This is a genomic window from Streptomyces sp. NPDC027663, from assembly GCF_055566415.1.
Genome location: NZ_JBVHSK010000002.1, coordinates 879970 through 901159 on the forward strand (window position 1 = coordinate 879970; position 21190 = coordinate 901159).

General features: G+C 71.4%; 20 protein-coding genes and 2 pseudogenes. 7 read left to right on the plus strand and 15 right to left on the minus strand.

What is annotated here, in order from left to right; genetic code table 11:
- The first annotated feature begins 21 nt into the window (after nt 1–21).
- From ACZ4SF_RS08895 to ACZ4SF_RS08905, 3 genes are all read left to right on the plus strand, one after another.
- Complete coding sequence (locus ACZ4SF_RS08895; protein WP_003974443.1) at nt 22–225, plus strand: cold-shock protein; 204 nt, start codon at nt 22–24, stop codon at nt 223–225.
- Between the two features lie 652 nt (nt 226–877).
- Nucleotides 878–1744, plus strand: coding sequence for a DUF2637 domain-containing protein (locus tag ACZ4SF_RS08900; protein WP_468380159.1), 867 nt, complete (start codon nt 878–880; stop codon nt 1742–1744).
- A gap of 38 nt (nt 1745–1782) precedes the next feature.
- Complete coding sequence (locus ACZ4SF_RS08905; protein ID WP_468380161.1) at nt 1783–1989, plus strand: hypothetical protein; 207 nt, start codon at nt 1783–1785, stop codon at nt 1987–1989.
- A 27-nt stretch (nt 1990–2016) separates the two neighbouring features.
- On the opposite strand, the gene ACZ4SF_RS08910 is transcribed toward ACZ4SF_RS08905, so the two are convergent.
- Nucleotides 2017–3753 carry a serine/threonine-protein kinase gene (locus ACZ4SF_RS08910; protein ID WP_468380164.1) on the minus strand — a complete coding sequence of 579 codons (1737 nt, stop codon included), beginning with the start codon at nt 3751–3753 and terminating at the stop codon, nt 2017–2019.
- Nucleotides 3754–3837: 84 nt separating this feature from the next.
- Here ACZ4SF_RS08910 and ACZ4SF_RS08915 point away from each other — a divergent pair, with 84 nt between their 5' ends.
- Entirely contained in the window at nt 3838–4488 is a 651-nt protein-coding gene (locus ACZ4SF_RS08915; RefSeq protein ID WP_468380167.1) for a class I SAM-dependent methyltransferase, read from the plus strand.
- Here the strand turns inward: ACZ4SF_RS08915 and ACZ4SF_RS08920 are convergent.
- The 3 genes and pseudogenes from ACZ4SF_RS08920 to ACZ4SF_RS08930 form a co-directional block, all read right to left on the minus strand.
- A pseudogene (locus ACZ4SF_RS08920) lies at nt 4447–4700 on the minus strand (DUF397 domain-containing protein). The gene ACZ4SF_RS08915 and the pseudogene ACZ4SF_RS08920 overlap by 42 nt on opposite strands.
- A gap of 136 nt (nt 4701–4836) precedes the next feature.
- Nucleotides 4837–5745, minus strand: a complete 909-nt coding sequence (locus ACZ4SF_RS08925) for a LysR family transcriptional regulator (protein ID WP_468380170.1) — start codon at nt 5743–5745, stop codon at nt 4837–4839.
- 180 nt (nt 5746–5925) lie between these two features.
- Complete coding sequence (locus ACZ4SF_RS08930) at nt 5926–7791, minus strand: AMP-dependent synthetase/ligase (RefSeq protein ID WP_468380452.1); 1866 nt, start codon at nt 7789–7791, stop codon at nt 5926–5928.
- Between the two features lie 363 nt (nt 7792–8154).
- On the opposite strand from ACZ4SF_RS08930, the gene ACZ4SF_RS08935 reads away from it, so the two are divergent.
- Nucleotides 8155–9240, plus strand: coding sequence for a MaoC family dehydratase (locus tag ACZ4SF_RS08935; protein WP_468380173.1), 1086 nt, complete (start codon nt 8155–8157; stop codon nt 9238–9240).
- A 78-nt stretch (nt 9241–9318) separates the two neighbouring features.
- On the opposite strand, the gene ACZ4SF_RS08940 is transcribed toward ACZ4SF_RS08935, so the two are convergent.
- The 9 genes from ACZ4SF_RS08940 to ACZ4SF_RS08980 all read right to left on the minus strand — a co-directional run bounded on the left by ACZ4SF_RS08940 (nt 9319) and on the right by ACZ4SF_RS08980 (nt 16894).
- Nucleotides 9319–10095, minus strand: a complete 777-nt coding sequence (locus tag ACZ4SF_RS08940) for a TetR/AcrR family transcriptional regulator (protein WP_468380176.1) — start codon at nt 10093–10095, stop codon at nt 9319–9321.
- 55 nt (nt 10096–10150) lie between these two features.
- Nucleotides 10151–10450, minus strand: coding sequence for a DUF4229 domain-containing protein (locus tag ACZ4SF_RS08945; RefSeq protein ID WP_468380178.1), 300 nt, complete (start codon nt 10448–10450; stop codon nt 10151–10153).
- Nucleotides 10451–10525: 75 nt separating this feature from the next.
- Entirely contained in the window at nt 10526–11050 is a 525-nt protein-coding gene (locus tag ACZ4SF_RS08950; protein ID WP_468380181.1) for a GNAT family N-acetyltransferase, read from the minus strand.
- 16 nt (nt 11051–11066) lie between these two features.
- Nucleotides 11067–11717, minus strand: a complete 651-nt coding sequence (locus tag ACZ4SF_RS08955) for a UdgX family uracil-DNA binding protein (RefSeq protein ID WP_468380455.1) — start codon at nt 11715–11717, stop codon at nt 11067–11069.
- Nucleotides 11718–12090: 373 nt separating this feature from the next.
- Complete coding sequence (gene mqnE, locus ACZ4SF_RS08960; protein WP_468380184.1) at nt 12091–13254, minus strand: aminofutalosine synthase MqnE; 1164 nt, start codon at nt 13252–13254, stop codon at nt 12091–12093.
- Between the two features lie 38 nt (nt 13255–13292).
- Nucleotides 13293–13748 carry an Lrp/AsnC family transcriptional regulator gene (locus ACZ4SF_RS08965; RefSeq protein ID WP_061928809.1) on the minus strand — a complete coding sequence of 152 codons (456 nt, stop codon included), beginning with the start codon at nt 13746–13748 and terminating at the stop codon, nt 13293–13295.
- Nucleotides 13749–13812: 64 nt separating this feature from the next.
- Entirely contained in the window at nt 13813–14463 is a 651-nt protein-coding gene (locus ACZ4SF_RS08970; RefSeq protein WP_468380457.1) for a UbiX family flavin prenyltransferase, read from the minus strand.
- Nucleotides 14464–14543: 80 nt separating this feature from the next.
- On the minus strand, nt 14544–15446 hold the full coding sequence (mqnP, locus tag ACZ4SF_RS08975; RefSeq protein ID WP_468380187.1) for a menaquinone biosynthesis prenyltransferase MqnP: 903 nt from the start codon (nt 15444–15446) through the stop codon (nt 14544–14546).
- Nucleotides 15443–16894 (minus strand): menaquinone biosynthesis decarboxylase, encoded by a 1452-nt coding sequence (locus tag ACZ4SF_RS08980; protein WP_468380190.1) that lies wholly within the window; start codon nt 16892–16894, stop codon nt 15443–15445. Before ACZ4SF_RS08980 ends, mqnP begins: the two co-directional genes overlap by 4 nt.
- Before the next feature lie 76 nt (nt 16895–16970).
- On the opposite strand from ACZ4SF_RS08980, the pseudogene ACZ4SF_RS08985 reads away from it, so the two are divergent.
- A pseudogene (locus ACZ4SF_RS08985) lies at nt 16971–17276 on the plus strand (PLD nuclease N-terminal domain-containing protein); the annotation flags it as partial.
- 220 nt (nt 17277–17496) lie between these two features.
- On the opposite strand, the gene ACZ4SF_RS08990 reads toward ACZ4SF_RS08985, so the two are convergent.
- The gene (locus ACZ4SF_RS08990) at nt 17497–19704 is read right to left on the minus strand and encodes a protein kinase domain-containing protein (RefSeq protein ID WP_468380193.1); all 2208 of its coding nucleotides are present in this window, start codon (nt 19702–19704) and stop codon (nt 17497–17499) included.
- A gap of 41 nt (nt 19705–19745) precedes the next feature.
- Entirely contained in the window at nt 19746–20324 is a 579-nt protein-coding gene (locus tag ACZ4SF_RS08995) for an LppU/SCO3897 family protein (RefSeq protein WP_468380197.1), read from the minus strand.
- Between the two features lie 85 nt (nt 20325–20409).
- Here ACZ4SF_RS08995 and ACZ4SF_RS09000 point away from each other — a divergent pair, with 85 nt between their 5' ends.
- On the plus strand, nt 20410–21012 hold the full coding sequence (locus ACZ4SF_RS09000) for a TetR/AcrR family transcriptional regulator (protein ID WP_468380200.1): 603 nt from the start codon (nt 20410–20412) through the stop codon (nt 21010–21012).
- The last annotated feature ends 178 nt before the right edge of the window (nt 21013–21190 follow it).

Consider the following 21190-nt stretch of genomic DNA (forward strand, 5'->3'; position numbering starts at 1 on the left):
TTGTGAGCCCAAGGAGGGCTTATGGCTACCGGAACCGTTAAGTGGTTCAACGCCGAAAAGGGCTTTGGCTTCATCGCCCAGGAGGGCGGCGGCCCCGACGTCTTCGTTCACTACTCGGCGATCAACGCGCAGGGTTTCCGTTCGCTCGAGGAGAACCAGCAGGTCTCCTTCGACGTGACCCAGGGCCCGAAGGGTCCGCAGGCGGAGAACGTCACCCCCGTCTGATCACTCCCTGATCGCAGAACCTGAGAGCAGTACCCAAGGAGCCCCACGCCATCCGGCGACGGGGCTCCTGCCTTTTCCCGTTCATTTCACGTTCATGGCGGCGCCCATCTGTGGGGCATGGCCATGACATCCCATCAGTGCCCCGCCCGTCGCCCCTCCCCCGCTCTTCCCCTGTCCCACCCACCGTCCCGCCCGCCGTCCCGGCCAGGTATACCGGCGGACGGTCTGCGAACGTGACGACCGGACATTCAGACGAAACATTCTTATTACAGCTGCCCATAGTCCCTACCGATACCTGAACAAGGTGCTTTTCCGGCTAATCCTTCACCCGTTCGCTGCGCATCCATCATCGAATGGCGGAGGTTATTCGCAGCATGACGAAGGAATTGCGGGGGCGGGGAGTCGAACCTTTCTCGGAGCAGTCCCGTTCGACTGTACGGCGACCCACTCGACTGGGCTCTCACACCTACCTGCCCGCACCGAACGGCGCCGGCCTCAGCAAGGGAGCTTTGGCGAGGGGTGGACTCCTTGTCACGCTCGAGGCGACCGAGGAGATCCTCCAGGAATTCATGGATGTGATGAGCTCTCTGGAGAGACAGATCTCGAAACGCTGGACAAGCGCGGAAATTATGCACTGTGGCTCATCGGCGGAATGAGCGAGCCGGCCATGCATCCCGAGTACCTGGGGTACTACCCGGACCCACCCGTCGAGTACTCAGGCGGCCGCCAGGGTGGCGGCGGACGCCATCGGGGGCCCGCCGAGACCTTCTATCCGCCCCTCACCCCTCCGGACTCGGCCTGGGACCCCGCGGAAGAGCTGGCCTTCATGCTGCGGGACAGCATCGACCAGCAGCCGAAGATCCCGTCCGCCCGAAACGAGGACAATCTCGCAGGTCCGGGCGCCCAGAGCCATCGCGACGCCCTGGTGGCGATCACCGAGGAACTGCCGCCGGTTCAGTCCGCTCCGCGGGGTCATCGCAAAGTCCGGACACGGCAGCGCCCGGACGGCATTGTTATTACCAGCTACTTAATCGCAGCATTAGTGACCACCATCGCTTCGGCTGTCAGTATCTTCGGAGGCCTGATCGCTTATGACCCGCTGCGTTTCGTGGCAGCGTCCCGCACGCAAAGCAGCGCGGTCTCCTGGTGGCCTCTGCTGGTGTTCGGACCCTGGCTGGTGGCGTCGCTCTCCATTCTCCGGGCATCGCTGCATCAGCGCCGGGCTTTCCATTCCTGGTCCGTGCTGCTCATTTTCTCGGCGATCGCCATGACACTGTGTGTCGCGCAGGCACCGAGAAACATCGTCGACACCGCGGCCGCGGCCCTGCCGAGTTTCGCCTCCCTGGCCTGCTTCCAGCAGGTGGTACGTCAGATCACCCTGACCAGGCCGCCCCGACGGACGCTGCCCCGGCACCGGGTCCAGTCCACCGAGACAGCCACCGACGGAGCGAAGGACGGCGTGCGCAAGGACGGCAAGCCGTCGGCCGGCGGCCCTGCGAACCGAGCGGGGGCAGTGTGACGCCGACGGAGAGTCCGGTCACGGTCCACCACCCGTCCTTGCCCGATGTCGCCCGGCTCCGGCCGCGTCAGCAGATGGGCATCGACTGCGCCCTGTGCGCCCGGCCGCTGGGAGCGAGTGGCCGGGTGCTGGGTGAGGTGCGGCACCGCGGCCTGCTGTTCCGGCTCTGGGGCTGCATCGTCGGCTGCCAGGCGGCCACGTCTGCCGTCGCGACCACATGGGGCCCCATGAGGGGCGGCTGGTGACGTCGCCGCCCGCCCGACTTCCAGGAGCTACCGGTCCGCGTTGCGCCAGACGGTCAGGTCGCCCCTGAGGAAAGCGATGTCCGCGATCGCGGTGGACTTCGTCTCGATCACGTACAGCCCGATGTTGCCCTCGCCGTCCTTGATGCAGAACTCGGTGCCGGCCGCCGCCCCGGCCAGCGTCCAGCTGTGCCGGTCGGCACTCCTCAGCATGAGGCGGCACTCGTCGAGGGTGGTGCCGTGCGCGCCCCACATCTGGACGAACACGGCACTGTCGCTCTTCAGTTCGCAGCTGGGCTCCTGGCAGTCGAAGCGGATGGCACCCTTGCGGTTCTTCCGTTGGGCCTCCTCGTCCGTGAGGCTCAGCGAGTTCTTCGCGTCCAGCCACAGCCCGGCGTACCCCTCCGGCCTCGGGTCCCGGGGCGAGGCCGAGGACGCACCGTCACCGGCCACCCGGCCCGACGCGTCCGAACCGCCCGACACACCCGGGGATCCCGCCGACGAGTCCGATGACGAGCCGGGCGCGGAATCCGACGACGAGCCCGGCCCGGACGCCGACGAGGAGGCCCGTGCGGCCGGTCCCGTCGCGGACGTCTTCGAGCCCGCCGTGTCCCGGTCACCGAGCCGGCCCTTGGCGTCCATGACCGACCACGCGAAAGCCGCCACCAGCAGCGCGCCGCCCGCCACACCGGCCACCGTGATCAGCGCGGCGCGCCGCCTGCGGGCCTTGCGCTGCTCCGGCGCCGGCTGTGGCCACCCGTACGGCTGCGGGTACGCCGCGGTGGGCGCGGGCACCGGCGGCTGCGGGTACGCCGAGGCCGGCGCGGGCACCGGCGGCTGCGGGTAGGCCGGGGTCGGCTCGGCCACCGGCGCCGGGACCGCGACCTCGGGCCCGGTGACCTCGCGCCACACGGCAGGCCCCCCGCCCGCGTCGGCGTCCGCGCCCAGCCGCTGCCGGCACCACTCCACGATCTCCGCCGGGGTGGCCCGCTCCGCCGGATCGGCGGCCAGGCACCGGGCGAACAGCGGACGCAGCGGCTCGGGCAGAAGAGACAGGTCCGGCTCGGAGTGCACGATCCGGTACAGCACGTTGACGCCCGGGCCGTCGCCGTACAGGGGCCGGCCCAGCGCCGCGAACGCGGCTGTCTGGCCGAGCGCGAAGACATCGGTCGCCGCCGTGACCTCACTGCCGGACGCCTGCTCCGGGGCCATGAACGAGGGCGTGCCGATCGTGCCTCCCGTCGCCGTGTACGACGTGCCGTCGGCGGCCAGTGCGATACCGAAGTCGATCACCCGCGGACCGTCGGCGGCCAGCAGCACGTTCGACGGCTTCAGGTCCCGGTGCACGATGTCCTCGGCATGGATGGCCTGCAACGCCTCGGCCACCCCCGCCATCAGCCACAGCACCGCCGGCACCGGCAGCGGCCCACGCCGGGCGACGGCCTCCGCGAGCGACGGGCCGGGCACGTACAGCGTGGCCAGCCACGGCGGTATGCCGTCCGCGTCCGCGTCGATCAGCTCGGCGGTGTACGCGCCCCGCACCCGCCGGGCCGCCCTGATCTCCCGCCCGAACCGCCGCCGGAAATCCGGGTCGTCGGCCAGCTCCGGCCGTACGACCTTGATCGCGACCGGTCGGCCGCCCTGCGTATGCGACAGGTAGACCCGGCCCATGCCACCCGCGCCCAGCCGCGCGGCGAGCCGGTACCCGGCCACCACCGGTGGGTCGTCCGCCTGGAGTGGCTGGAAGACCTCCGTCGCACGGTTCATCGGCCCTGTCCCCCCAGTGTGATGCCTTGGCCAAGGGCAGCAGCCTAAAGGGGCTGTCAGTGCGGCCCGCTACGGTCCCTCCCCATGACCGACACCGAGGACTTCCTGACCGCCACCCGCACCTTCTACGACACCGTCGCCGAGGACTACGCCGGCCACTTCCGGAACCCCCTCGCCGACAGGCCGTTGGAGCGGGCGCTGCTCGCCGCGTACGCCGAGCAGGTCGGCCCCGACGGCACGGTCGCCGACCTCGGCTGCGGCCCCGGCGAGGTCACCGCGCACCTCGCCTCGCTGGGCCTCACCGTCTTCGGCCTGGACCTCTCCGAGTCCATGATCACCGTCGCCCGCCGCGAGCACCCCGCGCTGCGGTTCGAGCAGGGCTCGATGCTGGAGCTTCCCGTCGCCGACGGTTCGCTGGCCGGTGCCGTGTCCTGGTACTCCAGCATCCACACGCCGGTGGACCGGCTCCCCGCACTCTTCACCGAGTTCCACCGCGCGCTGGCCCCCGGCGGCCTGCTCCTGCTCGCCTTCCAGACGGGTGACGTGCCGCTCCGCCTCGACCGTCCCTGGGGCCGCCCCGTGGTGCTCGACTTCCACCGGCGACGCCCCGAACAGATGGCAAAGCTGTTGTCCGCGGCGGGGTTCGCCCTTCGGTCCAGCACCGTGCGGGAACGGGACGAGACGCTCGGGGAGTCAGCCCCGCAGGCGTTCCTTCTCGCCCAGAAGGAAGGCTGACCAGGCGGCGGGGGCGGCAGTGGGGTGAGCAGCGGCCGGTTGCTTCGAGTCGCGGATGTGGATGGCGGTGGGGTGGGCGGCGACTTCCAGGCAATCGCCGCCTTCGCCGCTGCTGTGGCTGGAGTTGCGCCAGGTGTAGGCGAGTTCGAGGCAATCGCCGCCTTCCTCGTCGCACAGCTGGACTTGAACCAGGCCAGGTCCTCGATGCTCATAGCCGCACGCTGCGGTTCCTGAACGGGCGGCCGGAGGACGAGTGCGGCCGTGGACTCGTCGTCGTACAGGTGCTGGCGTCGTCGTGGGGTGTGTCCGAGCGGGACGTCGGCAAGACCGTCTGGGTGCACTTGCCGCTCAGCCCGCGGCAGCGCCCGCAGCGACCCGGCACTCCACGACCGTGTCCGCGAAGGCCCGCGCCGGAGGGCTGAGCGCATCCCAGCGGCGGACGGCCCAGCCGACAGGGAGGGGGCGGAGGCCGGGGAGCGGGATCAGGCGCAAGGTGCTGGCCTCCCCGGGGACGGGGAGGGAGGGTACGGCGGGTACGACGGCCCGGCCCACCCCCAGCTCGGCGAGCAGCAGGGCCGTGTCCCAGTCGGCCACGCTCGGCTCGTACGCGAACCGTATGCCCACCTCGGCGCACGCCGCTTCGAGGTGGGCGGCGGACGTGGAGTTGGGCGGGAGCCGGATGAGCCGGGTGTCGGCCAGCTCCGCGGGGTCCAGGTGCGGGCGGTCGGCCAGCGGGTCTTCCGCGCGGACGGCGAGGAGCCACGGCAGTTCCACGACCGTGCGCTGCTCGATGCCGCGGACCGGGGGGCCGATGGTGATCCAGGCCAGGTCGAGCGTGCCGTCGGCGAGCGCGTCGAAACTGCCGCGGCCCGAACTGACCGTGCGGAATTCCAGGTTGACCTTGGGGTGGCGGCGGCGGAACGTGACGACCGCGTCGGACATGAAGTGGCGGACGGTGGTGGCGCCGGTGGCCACACGGACGTAGCCGCTGTGGCCGTCGACCAGGTCGCGGAGTTGCCGCACGGCCAGGTCCAGGCCGTTGATGCCCTCGGCCGCCGCGGTCTCCAGGAGGCGGCCCGCCTGGGTCGGGACGACTCCGCGCGGCCGGCGTTCCAGCAGGGCCACGCCCGTCTCCCGCTCCAGCCGCTTGACGTGCTGGCTGACGGCGGACTGGGTGCAGCCGAGGTCGCGGGCGACCGAACTCAGGCTGCCGGCGCGGCACACGGCCACGAACACACCGAGGTCGTCCAGAGTCACAAAACCCAAGTTAACACTAGGGTTTGGCGAGAAAACCCAAGGATTGACTCGCTCCCTGGGGGCGTACGAGGATCGTTCCCGGGCCGCGACCGACCCAGGCGGCAACCCGCTCCCCGCCCCACCGAGTCCGGACGACGTGGGATCAGTGAGGAGCGGGTGCCGACCCTTCCGCGCCGCCGCTCATCGCACGTAGAGGCTCTCCACCTCGTCGGCGAAGTCCCGCATGATCTGTTCCCGCCGCAGCTTCATGGAGGGGGTGAGGTGTCCGGCCGCCTCCGTGAAGTCCACCGGCAGTACGGTGAACCGGCGGATGGACTCGGGGCGGGACACCAGCTTGTTCGCCTCGTCCATGGCCCGTTGCAGGACCTCGGTCAACTCTTCGTCACCGGCCAGGAGTTCCGGCGGTACCGGGTGCTTGCCGATCACCTGGCGCCAGTGCGTGATGCCGTCGGGGTCGAGGGTGACGAGGGCCGCGACGTACGGGCGGGCGTCGCCGACCAGCATCACCTGGGAGATCAGCGGGTGCCGGCGCAGCCAGTTCTCCAGCGGGGCCGGGGCCACCGACTTGCCGCCCGCGGTGATCAGCAGCTCCTTCTTGCGGCCGGTGATGGTGAGGTAGCCCTCGTCGTCCAGCTCCCCGATGTCGCCCGTCGGCAGCCAGCCGTCGAGGGTCGCGGGGACCACACCGCCCGCCTGTGGGTCCCAGTAGCCGCGCAGCACATGTTCGCCGGCGACGAGGATCTCGCCGTCCGCCGCGATCCGTACCCGCGTGCCGGGCATCGGCCAGCCGACCGTGCCGAGGCGGGGCTTGAGGGGCGGGGTCACCGTCGACGCGCCGGTCGTCTCCGTGAGGCCGTAGCCCTCGAAGATCTCGATGCCCGCGCCCGTGTAGAACGCGGCGAGGCGCCGGCCGAGCGGGGAGCCGCCACAGATGACGTACCGGACCCGGCCGCCCATGGCGGTGCGGATGCGACGGTAGACCAAGGGGTCGTAGAAGGTGCGCTGCGTCTTCAGGGCGCGGCCCGGGCCGGTGCCGGTGCCGGTCTGGCGGGCCTCCAGCGTCTCGCCGTAACGCTCGGCCACCGCCGCCGCCCGGTCGAAGACGGCCACCCGGCCGCCCGCCTCCGCCTTGGCGCGGGCGGAGTTGTAGATCTTCTCCAGCATGTAGGGGATGGTCAGCAGGCAGGTCGGTCTGAACGCGGCCAGGTCGGGGAGGAGGTCGTCCGGGGCCAGGCTGGGGGCGTGGCCGAGGCGGACCCGGGCGCGGATGCAGGCGATGGCCACCATCCGGCCGAACACATGGGACATGGGCAGGAAGAGGAGGACGGACGGCTCGTCGCCCCTCGTCTTGAACACCGGATAGAGGAGTTCGATCGCGTTGTCGACCTCGGCGAAGAAGTTGCCGTGCGAGAGGGCGCAGCCCTTCGGGCGGCCGGTGGTGCCCGAGGTGTAGATCAACGTAGCGAGCGTGTCGGGGCTCAGCATGCCCCGGCGTACGGCCACTTCCCCGTCCGGCACCTGCGCGCCCGCGTCGGCGAGCCGGGCCACGTGGTCCTGCTCCATCACCCACAGGTGGCGTACGTCGGGCAGACGCGAAAGCTCGGGGCCGACGGCGGCGGCCTGCGCGGCGGTCTCCGTGACCAGGGCGACCGCGCCGGAGTCGTGCAGGATCCAGCGGGTCTGGAAGACGGACGAAGTCGGATAGACCGGGACCGTGACCAGGCCGGCCGCCCAGGCGGCGAAGTCGAGCAGCGTCCAGTCGTAGGTCGTACGGGCCATGACGGCGATCCGGTCGCCGGGCATCAGGCCCTCGGCGATCAGGCCCCGGGCCACGGCCTGCACCTGGTCGGCGAACTGGGCCGCCGTCACATCCGTCCAACGGCCGTCGGGGCGCTTGCGGCTGAGCACGACCGCGCCGGAAGCCGCCTCCGCGTTCTCGTACGGCAGGTCCGCGAGGGAGCCGTGGGTGACCGGGGGTGCGAACGGCGGTACGGACGCCTCCCGTACGGCGCCGTCGAGCCTCCGTATCTCCGGTTCTACGAGCACCGGGCGGCCGTCGTAGTCGGTGGCGGAGACGGGGGCGCCGGAGGAGACGGGGGTGTTCGGGAAGGGAGTGGACACGGGCGGCTCCTCAGGCGTGCGTGCACCGGCGGCGGGCCCTGGAAGGGGGTTACCGCTGGTTAGGCAGGTGATCGTACGGGTCCGCTGTGAGGGGGTTGTGCGGGTCCGGGGATGGTCCGGGGCCGGGGATGTGCAGCCTCGGGGGTTATGTGAGGGGCGTTCAACTTCGCCCGCCCCGAGGGGATCGAGGGCTCTTGAATCACCGTCACCCCTTGTCCTTACAGGGCTTACCTCCGGTAACCTTACTCCAGAGTAAGGAATTCGGACCCAGTCGCGCGGGAGTTGCTCATGGCCGGCCGCCACCTCGGCTTCACCAGCACGACGTCTGCGCGTTCCGGGGCGCCGGGGGACGCCGTGGCGCTGACCGGCGCCCCCGCGCTCGGCCCGCTGCTGCTTCGCGGGGCCCTGCGTTCCCCGTTCAAGCGCCGGCCGATCCCGGACGCCGACGTTCCGCGTACGCGGCTGGTGCTGTCCGGGCTGCGCGTCGACCCGGCCCGGCTGGCCGCGTACGAGCGGGTGTGCGGCTTCGGTACCGGTGAAGCCGGTCTACCGGTCACCTACCCGCATGTCCTGGGCTTTCCGCTGGCCATGCGGCTGATGAGCGCGCGGGATTTTCCGCTGCCGTTGCTGGGGCTGGTCCATACGTCGATCGAGATCGTGCGGGTGGGGGTGCTGTCGGCCGATGCCGTGTATGAGGTTTGTGTGTGGGTGGAGGGGGCGGCCGCGCACCGGCGGGGCGTTGAGGTGGACGTGGTGACGGAGCTGGGGGTGGGGGGTGAGGTGGTGTGGGCGTCGCGCAGTACGTATCTTGCGCGGGGCCGTGGGGGAGGTGAGCCTCGCGGGGCTGCGCCCCGGACCCCGGGCCTCGCCCACCCGCCCACCCGACTCGGTCCGCCGGAAAGTGAGCCTCGCGGGGCTGCGCCCCGGACCCCGGGCCTCGCCCACCCGCCCACCCGACTCGGTCCGCCGGGAAGTGGGCCTTGTGGGGAGGCGGCCCGGGGGTTGGAAGGGGTGGCGTTGCCCGTTGTGGGTGAGTGGCGGCTCGGTGGGGATGTGGGGCGGCGGTACGGGGCTGCCTCCGGGGACCGGAATCCCATTCATCTGTATCCCCTCACCGCCCGCCTCTTCGGCTTCCCTCGGGCCGTCGCGCACGGCATGTGGACCGTGGCCCGCTGCCTGGCCGCGCACGGCACGCCCGACGCGGTCGAGGTCCGGACCCGGTTCCGGGCACCCGTGCTGCTGCCGGGGATGGTGGCGTACGGCGCGGACGGCAGCGGGCGATTCGACCTGCGTGGCCCGGGCGGCCGACTTCATCTGTACGGCGAGGTGCGGCCCTTGTCCGGTACCGGGCGGAACTCGGCCACGGCGTTGTGACGGGACGGGCGCGTGTCCGGGCGCGGCTTTTCGGCAGGGCGGTGGGGTTCGGGGCGCGGTGATCAGTGTCCCGGAGCGCTAGCGTTCCTCGGGCGGCGCGGTGATCGGTGACCCCGGGCGCTGGCGTTCCTCGGGCGGCGCCGTGGTCGGTGACCCCGGGCGCTGGCGTTCCTCGGGCGGCGCCGTGGTCGGTGACCCCGGGCGCTGGCGTTCCTCGGGTGGTGGGGGCCACACGTGGCCCGACATCAGGTTGCCCAGGCCCGACCAGGCGAAGTTCATCAGCATGGCCGCCGCCTGGCGCGCGGTGACGCCGGGGGTGGCGTTGGCCCAGGCGGCGAGGGACTCCGCGGCCCCGACCAGGGCCACGGCGAGGCCGGCCACCTCGTGCTCGGGGAGGTCCGGGTCCCGGTGGGCCGCCCGGGCCGCCACCGCGACCAGACGGGTCACGAAGGCGACGATCTCCGCGCGCATCGCGGCGACCTCGGCCGCGAAGGGCTCACCGTGCGTACGGGCCTGGAGGTGCAGCACCGACCAGCCGTCGGGATGCTCGGCGGTGTGCGCGAAGAACGCCTGCAGGCCGTCCCAGAGCTGGCGGTCGGCGGGCAGCCCCGGACGTACGCCCGCGCGGACGGCCTCCGTGAGCGCGGTGGCCTCACGGCGGATGCAGGCGGTGAAGAGGTCTTCCTTCGAGTTCAGGTACAGATAGACCAACGGCTTGGACACACCCGCCAGTTCGGCTATCTCGTCCATGGAGGCGGCCATGTACCCGCGTTGCCCGAAAATCCGTACGGCAGCGTCGAGCATCTGCTGCTCCCGCACCGCCCTCGGCATCCGTTTGGTCTTCACGGCACCCATGAGGCAAGCCTAGTTGGGCCCGGGGGCGGCTAGCCCCGGGTCGGAAAGGCTCGGGTCAGGAAGGCTGGCTCTGGGCTCGCGCGCTGTCGTCGGCAAGGTCTTCCTGGCTGCGGTTGGCGTCCAGGTTGGCCTTCATCCGGTCGACCTTGCCCACGATCTGCACCGAGGCCCGGTCCCGCTCCTTGCGCAGCGCCACCCAGCTGATCGGCGCCGAGAGGATCAGGGCGAGCAGCAGGATCCACAGGCCGTTGGAGTTGCCGAAGCCGCGAGGGAAGATGCCGGCGTAGACGGCTCCCCAGACGACCGCGAGACAGCCCGCGAAGATACCGAGGCGCATCAGCGTGTAGCGGAGCATCTCAATCCACTCGTCCGATTCCAAAAGGGGTCATCGTCCAGTGAAGCACGCCGCGCAGGCGATCATGCAGCGGGGTCAGTGCAGCGGCAGCAGCATGAAGACGTCGTCGCGGTCGTCGTCGGGAGCCACGCGGATGGCACCGGGCACCCGGCCGACCTCCTTGTAGCCACAGGAGGCGTAGAAGCGCTCCAGACCGAGACCGCCGCGGCAGGTCAGGCGGATCGCCTCGATGCCCCCCATCCCGCGGGCCGCGTCCGCCGCGGCGGCCAGCAGGTCGCGGCCGTAGCCCTCGCCCTGGTGCCGGGGGTGCACCATCACCGTGTAGAGCCACACCCAGTGGGTCATCAGCCGGTGCGTGTTGCGGGTGACGAAGGCGGTCGCGGCGACCTCACCGTCCTCGTCGTGGCCGACGAGCAGCCGGGTGCGCCCCTCGGCCATCTGCGCGAAGTGCCGCACCAGCTCCGGGCGTATCTCCTCGCGGTTCACCGGGGCCGTGAAGCCGACGGCGCCGCCCGCGTTCGAGACGTCCGTCCACAGGCCGAGGATGCCGTCACGGAGGGCCGGGGTGACAGCGGGATCCAAGGTGAAAGTAAGGGGCATGCGCGCATGGTATCCATTACCCGAGGGCGCGTGCAGCCACCTTCAGATCGGCGACCAGTCCCTGGTACGCCTCCTCGCGGTCGTCCGCCCGCAGCACGGCCGACGGATGCACGGTCGGCACCAGCCGCTCCGGGCGGCCGTGGATCTCCTCCTCCAGCACGGTTCCGCGCACCTGGCCGACCCGGAACGACGATCCCAGCAGCGCCTTCCCGGCCGTCGCCCCCAGCACCACGATCAGCTCCGGCTCCACCAGCGCGAGTTCCGCCGCGAGCCAGGGACCGCACGCGGTCATCTCCCTCAGGCTCGGCGACTTGTGGATCCGGCGCTTGCGGGGCTCGGCCTGGGTGAACTTGAAATGCTTGACCGCGTTGGTGACGTAGGTGTCGGCCGGGTCCATGCCGGCTTCCGCCAGGGCCCGGTCGAGGAGCTTGCCGGCGGGGCCCACGAAGGGTCTGCCCTGGCGGTCCTCCTGGTCGCCGGGCTGCTCCCCCACGAGCATCACGCGGGCGTCGGAGTTTCCGGTGCCGAAGACGGTCTGCGTGGCGGCACGGTGGAGGGGGCAGCCGTGGCAGTTGGCCGCTGCGCGGCGCAGGTCGCCGATGGTGCCGTCGGCCGGTACGAAGGGTTCGGCGGTGTAGGCGTCCTCGGGGGGCTTGGTGCCAGCCATGCCCGTCGAGTACCCCTCGTCCGTGGCGGCGAACGAAGGGGATGCCTGGGCCGTCGGCCGGGTGCGGGTGCGCGGTGGCTTGTCGCGCAGTTCCCCGCGCCCCTGGGTCGGACCAGGCACCCCGCCGACGAGATCCGGCCCGCACAAGCCGGTCGCGCCCCGCGGCGCAGCCGCCACCGGCCACAGCCCCGCGCCCCTGGGTCGGACCAGGCACCCCCGCCGACGAGATCCGGCCCGCACAAGCCGGTCGCGCCCACACGGCGCAACCGCCCATCGGCCACGGCCCCGCGCCTGTGGTTGGACCGGGCTCCCCCCGCTGGAAAGGCCCGGCCGTCTCGCCGACGGAGTCGGGGTGGCGGGTGGGCGGCAGGTTTCAGACCCGCATCGGCTGGGGGGACTCCCTGCGTGCCGGGTCGGGGCCGTCGTACTCGCGGATGATCTCGTAGCGCGTGTTGCGTTCCACGGGGCGGAAGCCCGCGTCGCGGATCAGCTCCAGGAGGTCGTCGCGGGTCAGCTTGTTCGGCGTGCCGTAGTTGTCCGCGTCGTGGGTGATCTTGTACTCGACGACCGAGCCGTCCATGTCGTCGGCGCCGTGCTGGAGGGCCAGCTGGGCGGTCTGCACGCCGTGCATCACCCAGAAGACCTTGACGTGCGGGACGTTGTCGAACAGCAGCCTGGACACCGCGAAGGTCTTCAGGGCCTCGGCGCCCGTGGCCATCTGGGTACGGGCCTGGAGGGTGTTGCGGACCTTGCCGTCCTTCATGTCCACGAAGTCGTGCTGGTAACGCAGCGGGATGAAGACCTGGAAGCCGTTCGTCTCGTCCTGCAGCTCGCGGAGACGGAGAACGTGGTCGACCCGGTGCCTCGGCTCCTCGATGTGGCCGTACAGCATGGTGCACGGGGTCTTGAGCCCCTTCTCGTGCGCCAGACGGTGGATGCGGGACCAGTCCTCCCAGTGGGTCCTGTGGTCCACGATGTGCTGCCGGACCTCCCAGTCGAAGATCTCCGCACCGCCGCCGGTCAGCGACTCCAGGCCCGCGTCGATCAGCTCGTCCAGGATCTCCGAGGCCGACAGCCCGGAGATGGTCTCGAAGTGGTGGATCTCCGTCGCCGTGAACGCCTTGAGCGAGACGTCCGGGAGGGCGGCCTTCAGCTCGCGCAGGGAGCGCGGGTAGTAGCGCCACGGGAGGTTGGGGTGCAGGCCGTTGACGATGTGCAGCTCGGTGAGGTTCTCCGACTCCATCGCCTTGGCGAGCCGGACGGCCTCCTCGATGCGCATCGTGTACGCGTCCTTCTCACCCGGCTTGCGCTGGAAGGAGCAGTACGCGCAGGAGGCCGTGCACACGTTCGTCATGTTCAGGTGCCGGTTGACGTTGAAGTGGACGACGTCACCGTTCTTGCGGGTCCGCACCTCGTGGGCGAGCCCGCCCAGCCAGGCCAGGTCGTCCGACTCGTACAGCGCGATGCCGTCCTCGCGGGTCAGCCGCTCACCGGAGCGGACCTTATCCTCCAGCTCGCGCTTGAGCCCGACGTCCATGCCAACACCTTTCTACGACAGCCCGACCAACGGTATCCCTAGACCTCTTCGGGCAGCTCCCCGACCCGGTTCTCCCACTTCGTGGAGAGCACGATCGTGGTACGGGTCCGCGAGACGCCCTTGGTGCCGCTCAGCCGCCGGATGGTCCGCTCCAGGCCGTCGACGTCCGTCGAGCGCACCTTGAGCATGTAGGAGTCGTCGCCGGCGATGAACCAGCAGTCCTCAATCTCCGGCAGGTCCCGCAGGCGTTGGGCCACGTCCTCGTGGTCGGCCGCGTCGGACAGCGAGATGCCGATCAGCGCGGTGACGCCGAGGCCCAGCGAGGCCGCGTTCACCGTGGCGCGGTAGCCGGTGATGACACCGGCCGCCTCCAGCCGGTTGATGCGGTCGGTGACGCTGGGGCCCGACAGGCCGACAAGGCGTCCCAGCTCCGCGTACGAGGCCCGGCCGTTCTCCCTCAGAGCCTGGATGAGCTGCCTGTCCACCGCGTCCATGCGATCGAAGCCTTCCGGTGAAAGTTCCTGAAGTGATGAGAGGTACTGCTGGTTGCCCGCTGTGCTAGTCGCCCGCTGTGCCGCCGCCCAGTTCGCCCCGCCAGCGCCGGTACAGGCCGTGCTCGACGCCCGCCGCGTCCAGCACCCGGCCGGCGACGAAGTCCACCAGGTCCTGGATGTGGGTGGCGCCCGCGTAGAAGGCGGGCGAGGCCGGGACGACCGTGGCGCCGACGTCGTCCAGGGCCACGAGGTGCCGCAGCGTCTGCCCGTTCAAGGGGGTCTCCCGGACGGCCACGACGAGTGTCCGGCGCTCCTTCAGTGTGACGCTCGCCGCACGCTGCAGCAGGTCCTTGGACAGGCCGAGCGCGACACCGGCCACGCAGGCCGTGGAGGCGGGCACGATGAGCATGCCCTTCACCGCGTACGAGCCCGAGGACGGGCCGGCGGCGAGATCGCCCGCGCTCCAGTACCGCACCCCGCTGACGTCCACGTCGAAGGTCCCGGGCTTGCCGTCGGCACCCCGGGCCAGCCATTCGCGCAGGTCGTCCTGCCAGTGGGCGTCACGGAACGAGATCCCCGTCTCGTCCAGCAGCGTCAGCCGCGAGGCCCGGCTGACCACCAGGTCCACCGCTTCCCCCGCCGCCAGCAACGCCCGCAGCACAGCAGCCGCGTACGGCGTCCCGGATGCTCCGGACACCCCCACGATCCAAGGCACGCGCTGCGTTTCTCCTGCGTTCACACCTTGAGCGTACCGGCGGACGTGAAGGTGCTCAGGCCGGGTGGCCCTGGGCCTGGTCAGACGGTCAGACCGCGGACGAGGAGATCGAGCAGCGCGCACACGAACAGGGCAATGCCGATGAAGCCGTTGACGCTGAAGAAGGCCCGGTTCAGGCGGGACAGGTCGTGCGGGCGGACGATGCGGTGTTCGTAGAGGAAGGCGCCGGCGACGATCAGCAGGCCCAGCCAGAAGAAGGCGCCGGCGTGGGTGGCCAGTCCGTACCAGACGAACAGGGCCGTCGTGATCGTGTGGCAGGCCCGGGCCCCCCAGATCGCGGCCGGGATGCCGAAGCGGGCCGGGACCGACATGACACCGATCTCGCGGTCGGTCTCGACGTCCTGGCAGGCGTAGATGAGGTCGAAGCCGCCGATCCAGACGCCGACCGCGAGGCCGAGGATCACCGCGTCCCAGGACCAGCTCCCGGAGATCGCGAGCCAGCCGCCGACCGGGCCCATCGCCTGGGCGAGGCCCAGGATGGCCTGCGGGAAGTTGGTGAAGCGTTTCCCGTACGGATAGACCACCATCGGGATCACCGCGACCGGGGCCAGGGCCAGGCACAGCGGGTTCAGCAGGGCCGCGGCGCCGAGGAAGACCACGAGGGCGACCAGGGCGCCCGTCCAGGCGTGCTTCACCGACATGGCGCCGGTCACCAGTTCACGGTGGGCCGTGCGCGGGTTGCGGGCGTCGATCTCGCGGTCGATGATCCGGTTGACCGCCATCGCGAACGTGCGCAGGCCGACCATGCAGACGGTGACCAGCAGCAGCCGGCCCCAGTGGATGTTGCGGTCCCACTGGAACATCGCCGTGAGGGAGGCGATGTAGGCGAAGGGCAGCGCGAAGACCGAGTGCTCGATCATCACCAGGCGGAGGAAGGCCTTGGTGCGTCCCGGCTGGGGAATGGCGGCAGAGGCGCTGCTCACAGGCCGTACTCCTTCCAGCGGCGGTCCACCAGGGCCGCCGTGTCGGGGTCGGAGAGGACCATGTCCGGCCAGCCCCCGTCCCTGGTGTAGCCCTCCTCGGGCCATTTCTTCGTCGCGTCGATGCCCGCCTTGCCGCCCCAGAACTGCTGGTAGGAGGCGTGGTCGAGGTGGTCGACGGGGCCTTCCACGACGGTGAGGTCGCGGCCGTAGTCCGTGTTGCCGAGGGCCCGCCAGGCGACCTCGTGCAGGTCGTGGACGTCGCAGTCGGAGTCGACGACCACGATCAGCTTGGTGAGGGACATCATGTGGGCCCCCCAGATCGCGTGCATCACCTTCTGCGCGTGCTTCGGGTACTTCTTGTCGATCGAGACGATCGCGCAGTTGTGGAAGCCGCCGGCCTCGGGCAGGTGGTAGTCCACGATGTCCGGGACGATGATCTTGAGGAGCGGCAGGAAGAAGCGTTCCGTGGCCCGGCCGAGGGGGCCGTCCTCGGTGGGCGGCCGGCCGACGACGATCGACTGGAGCAGCGGGCGCTTCCGCATGGTCACGCAGTCGATCTTCAGCGCCGGGAAGGGTTCCTGGGGCGTGTAGAAGCCGGTGTGGTCGCCGAACGGGCCCTCGGGCAGCATCTCGCCGGGCTCCAGCCAGCCCTCCAGGACCACTTCGGCATTCGCCGGGACCTGCAGCGGGACCGTCTTGCAGTCGACCATCTCGATCCGCTTGCCCGCGATGAAACCGGCGAAGAGGTACTCGTCGATGTCGCCGGGGAGGGGGGCCGTGGAGGCGTACGTCACCGCCGGCGGGCAGCCGAAGGCGATGGCGACCGGCAGCCGCTCGCCCCGCCTGGCCGCCACCTGGTAGTGGTTCCGGCTGTCCTTGTGGATCTGCCAGTGCATGCCGATGGTGCGCTTGTCGTGGCGCTGCAGGCGGTACAGGCCGAGGTTCCGGATGCCGCTCTCGGGGTCCTTGGTGTGGGTCAGGCCCAGGTTGAAGAAGGAACCGCCGTCCTGCGGCCAGGTGAACAGCGCGGGGAGCCGGTCGAGGTCGACCTCGTCGCCGTGCAGCACGACCTCCTGCACCGGCGCGTCCTTGACCTTCTTCGGCGGGACGTGCGTCATCGCGCCCAGCTTGCCGAAGGCCTCCCGTACGCCGACGAAGCCGTGCGGCAGCTCGGGCCGCAGCAGGCCGCCGATCTTCTCGGAGATGTCGCCGTACGACTTCAGGCCCAGCGACTTCAGCAGCCGGCGGTCGGTCCCGAAGACGTTCATCGCGAGGGGCATCGCCGAGCCCTTCACGTTCTCGAAGAGAAGCGCCGGACCGCCGGATTTCTGCACCCGGTCGACGATCTCCCCGACCTCCAGATACGGGTCGACCTCGGCCTTGATGCGCTTGAGGTCTCCCTCGCGCTCCAGCGCCCGCAGCAGGGAGCGAAGATCGTCGTAAGCCATGCCCCCCAGTATCCGCCACCGGCTACGCTGGCCCGGTCACCAGGGTCGTCTCACGGCGTGGGGAGTACGCACGGCCATGCTGAGGTATCTGCCGTTCCTGCTGGTCCTGGCGCTGTGGATCTACGCCTTCGTGGACTGTCTGAACACCCCCGAGGAAGAGGTGCGGCACCTGCCCAAGGCGGTGTGGGTGATCATCGTGCTGCTGTTCGGTGAGGTGCTGGTCGGGCCGGTCGCCTGGCTGGTCACCGGCAAGGTGCGACGGGGTCCGGCGGGAGGCTCGACGCCGTCGGAGTGGCACCGCGACGCCGCCGCGAAATGGGTCGCCCCGGACGACAACCCGGAGTTCCTGAAGTCCCTGGACAAGGACGACCCCCGCAACGACTAGCGGCATCGGCGACCGGCGGACCGGCTCGGGCCCGTGGTGCGGAGCGGCTGGGGCCGCCGGGCGAACCGCCTGGGGGCCGCCGGGTGGAGCTGCTGAGGCCCGCCGGGAGGACCGGCTGAGGCCCGGCCGGGTGGAGCGACGAGGAGCGGCGAGGAGCGACAGAGACCCGGTCGGCAGGAGCGGCTGGAGCCCGGTCGGCGGGGCGAGCCCCCGGGGTTCAGCTCCTGGCCCAGCTCTGGGAGGCGGCTCCCGACCGGCAGGTCGCCTCGGCCACGTTGTCGTTCATGGCGATGTCGAGGCAGCCGCCGTCGTAGACGGTGCTCAGGGAGTTCCCGGAACCCGTCTTCCACTGCCGTGCGGTGTGGCTCACGGAGCAGTCGCCGACGAAGACGGCCTGGCCGTTGCCATTGGCGCTCAGGCAGGCGCCGGTCGAGACGTTGACGACCTTGACGCTGCCGCCGCCGGCGCTGCGGAAGGTCCAGCGGGCGGTGCCGGCGGAGCAGTCGCCGAGGCCCGTGGCGCCGTACACCTGGATCAGGCACTTGCCGTTCTCGCCGTTCTCCAGGCGGAACGTGGCGGGGGTGGAGGTCCCGCCCGTCCCACCGGAACTGCCGGACCCGCCGGTACTCCCCGCGCCGCCGCCGGAACTCCCCGTGCCGCCGCCGGAGCCGCCGGCACCGCCCGGACTGCCGGTGCCACCGGAACCGGATCCCGGGCCGGATCCGCCGCCCGGAGCGCCCGAGCCGCCGGCGGCGCCGTTCGGATCGGGCGCCGGGGATCCTTCGCCGTGCTCGCGCCCCTTCTCCCGGGACGCCGGGCCCTTGCCGTCCGGCTTGGGTGTGCCGGTGGTTCCCGTGCCGGAGGCGCCGGGCGCGGGATCGGCCGGCGCGGAGACGGACGTGCCCGGGGTGCCCGCGGCGGCGCCGTCCCGGTGGGCGTCGGTGGTGTACGGCGCCAGTCGGAAGGCCAGGGTCGCCACCCCGGCACCGACCACGACCGGTACGACGGCGAGCACGACGCGGGTACGGCGCCGGTTCCGCTCACGAGGCCGGGCGGAGGGCCGTACGAGGGCGCCGGGGCCCGGAGTGTTCCCTCCGATGACCGCCCCGGGCTCCTCCCCCGTGCCGTTCCCGGCCTGCTCCTCGCCGCGCTCCCCTGCCCCGCGGTTCCCTCCGGCAGGCTCCCGGCGGGTACCGGCCACCGCCCCCGGCACCGCCGCCCCCGGCACCGCCGCCTTCGGCACCGCCGCCTTCGGCTTCTCGGCCCCCGGCTGGGCCCCCGGCTCTTCGCTCCCCGCTTCCTGGGCCCTCGGCTCTTCGCTTCCCGCTTCCTGGGCCCTCGGCTCTTCGCTTCCCGCTGCCTGGGCCCCCGGCTTCTCGGCCTCCGACTCCTCAGCACTCGGCTCCTCGGTCCCGGATTCCTCGGCCCTCGGCTTCTCAGCCTCCGATTCCTCGGCCCCTGATTCCTCGGCCTCCGATTCCTCGGCCCCCGGCGTCTCCAGCACCGGCGGCACCTCCGCCGCGAACGCCGCCCGGGCGGTGAGCTGTTCGGTGAGGGCGGGAGGCCACAGCGGGCCGTCACCGGCCGGCGTCTTCCCCTCGGTGAGTTCGAGCAGCTCGGCCGCGGTGGGCCGGCCCTCGGGGTCCTTGTCCAGGCAGGACGCGACGACCGAGGCCAGCTCCGGGTCGACCGCGCGCAGCTCCGTCAGGTCGGGCTGCTCGTGCACGATCCGGTACAGCACGCCGTGCCCGGACTCGTCACCGAAGGGCGGTCGTCCGGCCCCGGCGTAGGCCACCACCGATCCGAGGGCGAAGACGTCCACCGCGCTGGTCAGCCGCCGGGCACCGCAGGCCTGTTCGGGGGACATGTAGGCCGGGGTGCCGACCACCATCCCGGTCCGGGTCAGCCGGCTCTGCTCGGCCGCCCGGGCGACGCCGAAGTCGATGAGGCTGAGCCCGTCGAGGGTCAGCATGATGTTGGACGGTTTGACGTCCCGGTGCACCATGTCCAGCCCGTGCACCGCCGCCAGCCCGGTGGCGGCCTCCCGGAGCAGCAGCCACAGCGACGCGGCCGGCAGCGGCCCTCCGTGTGCCTCGACGGCCTCGCCCAGGGTCAGCCCGGGCACGTAGGCGGTGGCGAACCACGGCGGCCGGGCGTCGCGGTCGCCGGCGAGCAGCGGTGCGGTGGCCCCGGCGGGCATCCGGGCGAGGTTGTCCAGTTCGTGCCCGAAGCGCCGTACGAAGTCTTTGTCCTCGCCGGCGACGGACGGCCGCACCTGCTTGACGGCGGCGTACCGCCCCTCGTGCACGCCGAGGTAGACCCGGCCCATGCCGCCGGACCCGAGCCGGCCGACGAGCGGGATCGGACCGATCCGCCGCGGATCGTCCTCGGCCAGCGGCTCGACCCCGTGGTGTTCCCCGTTCAACTCTCTCCCCCTGCGGTCCTGTTGACGGTGCGATGGCTGCTTCAGCGCGCGTACGACCCGAGGCCGGCCAGGCAGTACACATACTCGCTGACGGTCGCGCCGTTGATCGTGTAGCTCGAGGAAAAGGCGTATTCCGTACGGGGGTTGTCGTTGCAGCGGCTCATGTCCGTGGTGAACGGGATGGACTGGACGACCTTGTAGTGCGCGTCGGCGGCGGAGCAGGAGACCTCCTCGACCCCGCTGACGGACTGCGCGGTGGTGGAGGTGGGCAAGGTGCCGTTCAGGCAGGTACCGGAGGTGTAGGGGCTCGGGTCCGCGCTCCCCCCGCCATAGGGGTCGCTGCTGCCGTACGGATCACTGGTGTCGTACGGATCGCTGCTGCCGTACGGATCGCTGGTGTACGGCGCGCCGGTCGCCGGTGCGGACGTCGTGTACGACGGCGAGGCTCCCGCCAGGTCGTCGGAGCCGGCGGACGAGCCGCCGTCGCCGCTCCGGCCGGCCTGCCAGACGACTAACACGATCAGCGCGGCGACCACGAGTACGCCCAGGCAGGCGCCTCCTTGCTTCTTCTCGGGGTTCCCGGGTCCTCCGGGATTCGCGGGGCTCATGGGCGACGACACGGGCAGCTCCTGGATGTGAGGATGGTGCACCAGTGTGGGCCGACAGCCCACGATCTAAAATACGTTTCTAGAAAAGTACTTCAGAATGAGTCCCAAGCAGCAGCGTGGCGAGGCCACCGTCGAGCAGCTCCTGGACGCCGCGCTGCGCGTCTACGCCGAGTCCGGCGAGGAGGGGCTGACCGTCGCCGCCGTGACCCGGGCGAGCGGGGTCAGCCTCGGCAGCCTGTACCACCACTTCGGCAGCGTCGACGGCCTGATGAACGCCCTGCTGAACCGCTGGCTGGGCCGGCTGCTCGGCGAGCTGGTCGCGGCCATAGAGCACACCCGTACGGCCCGCACCGGCATCCGCGCCCTGGTCCGCGCGTACCTGGCCTTCGTCCAGGAGCACCGGGACGCCGCCCTGCTGCTGCACTCCTCGTACGCCGACCGGCAGGGCATGGCCGACGGCAAGCGGCTCCGGGACGCCCAGGAGGCCCGGCTGTCCCCGCTCGCCCAGTGGGCCCAGCGGTACCTCGACGCCGGTGAACTCGCGCCGCTTCCGCTGCCGCTGATCGAGTCGCTGATCCTCGGACCGGTGATCGGGGTCGCCCGCCGGTGGCTGTCCGGCATCGACGATGTCGACCTCGACGAGGCGGCGCTCGTCCTGCCGGGCCGGATCTGGCGGTCGGTGGCCGCGGAGCCGGGCTGACGGCGCGCCCGGCGGACGTCCGGTCCACGTTGCCCCGGTGTGCGTGGCGCAGCACAGTGAGGGCATGGACCGACAGCAGGCCCGAGCCCGGCCCGCCACCGCCACCGCGCCCGCAGCGCCGAGGCAGACCCGGCCGGGAGCGGGGGACCGAGAACCCGGATCGGCCGGCCCGGCCGAG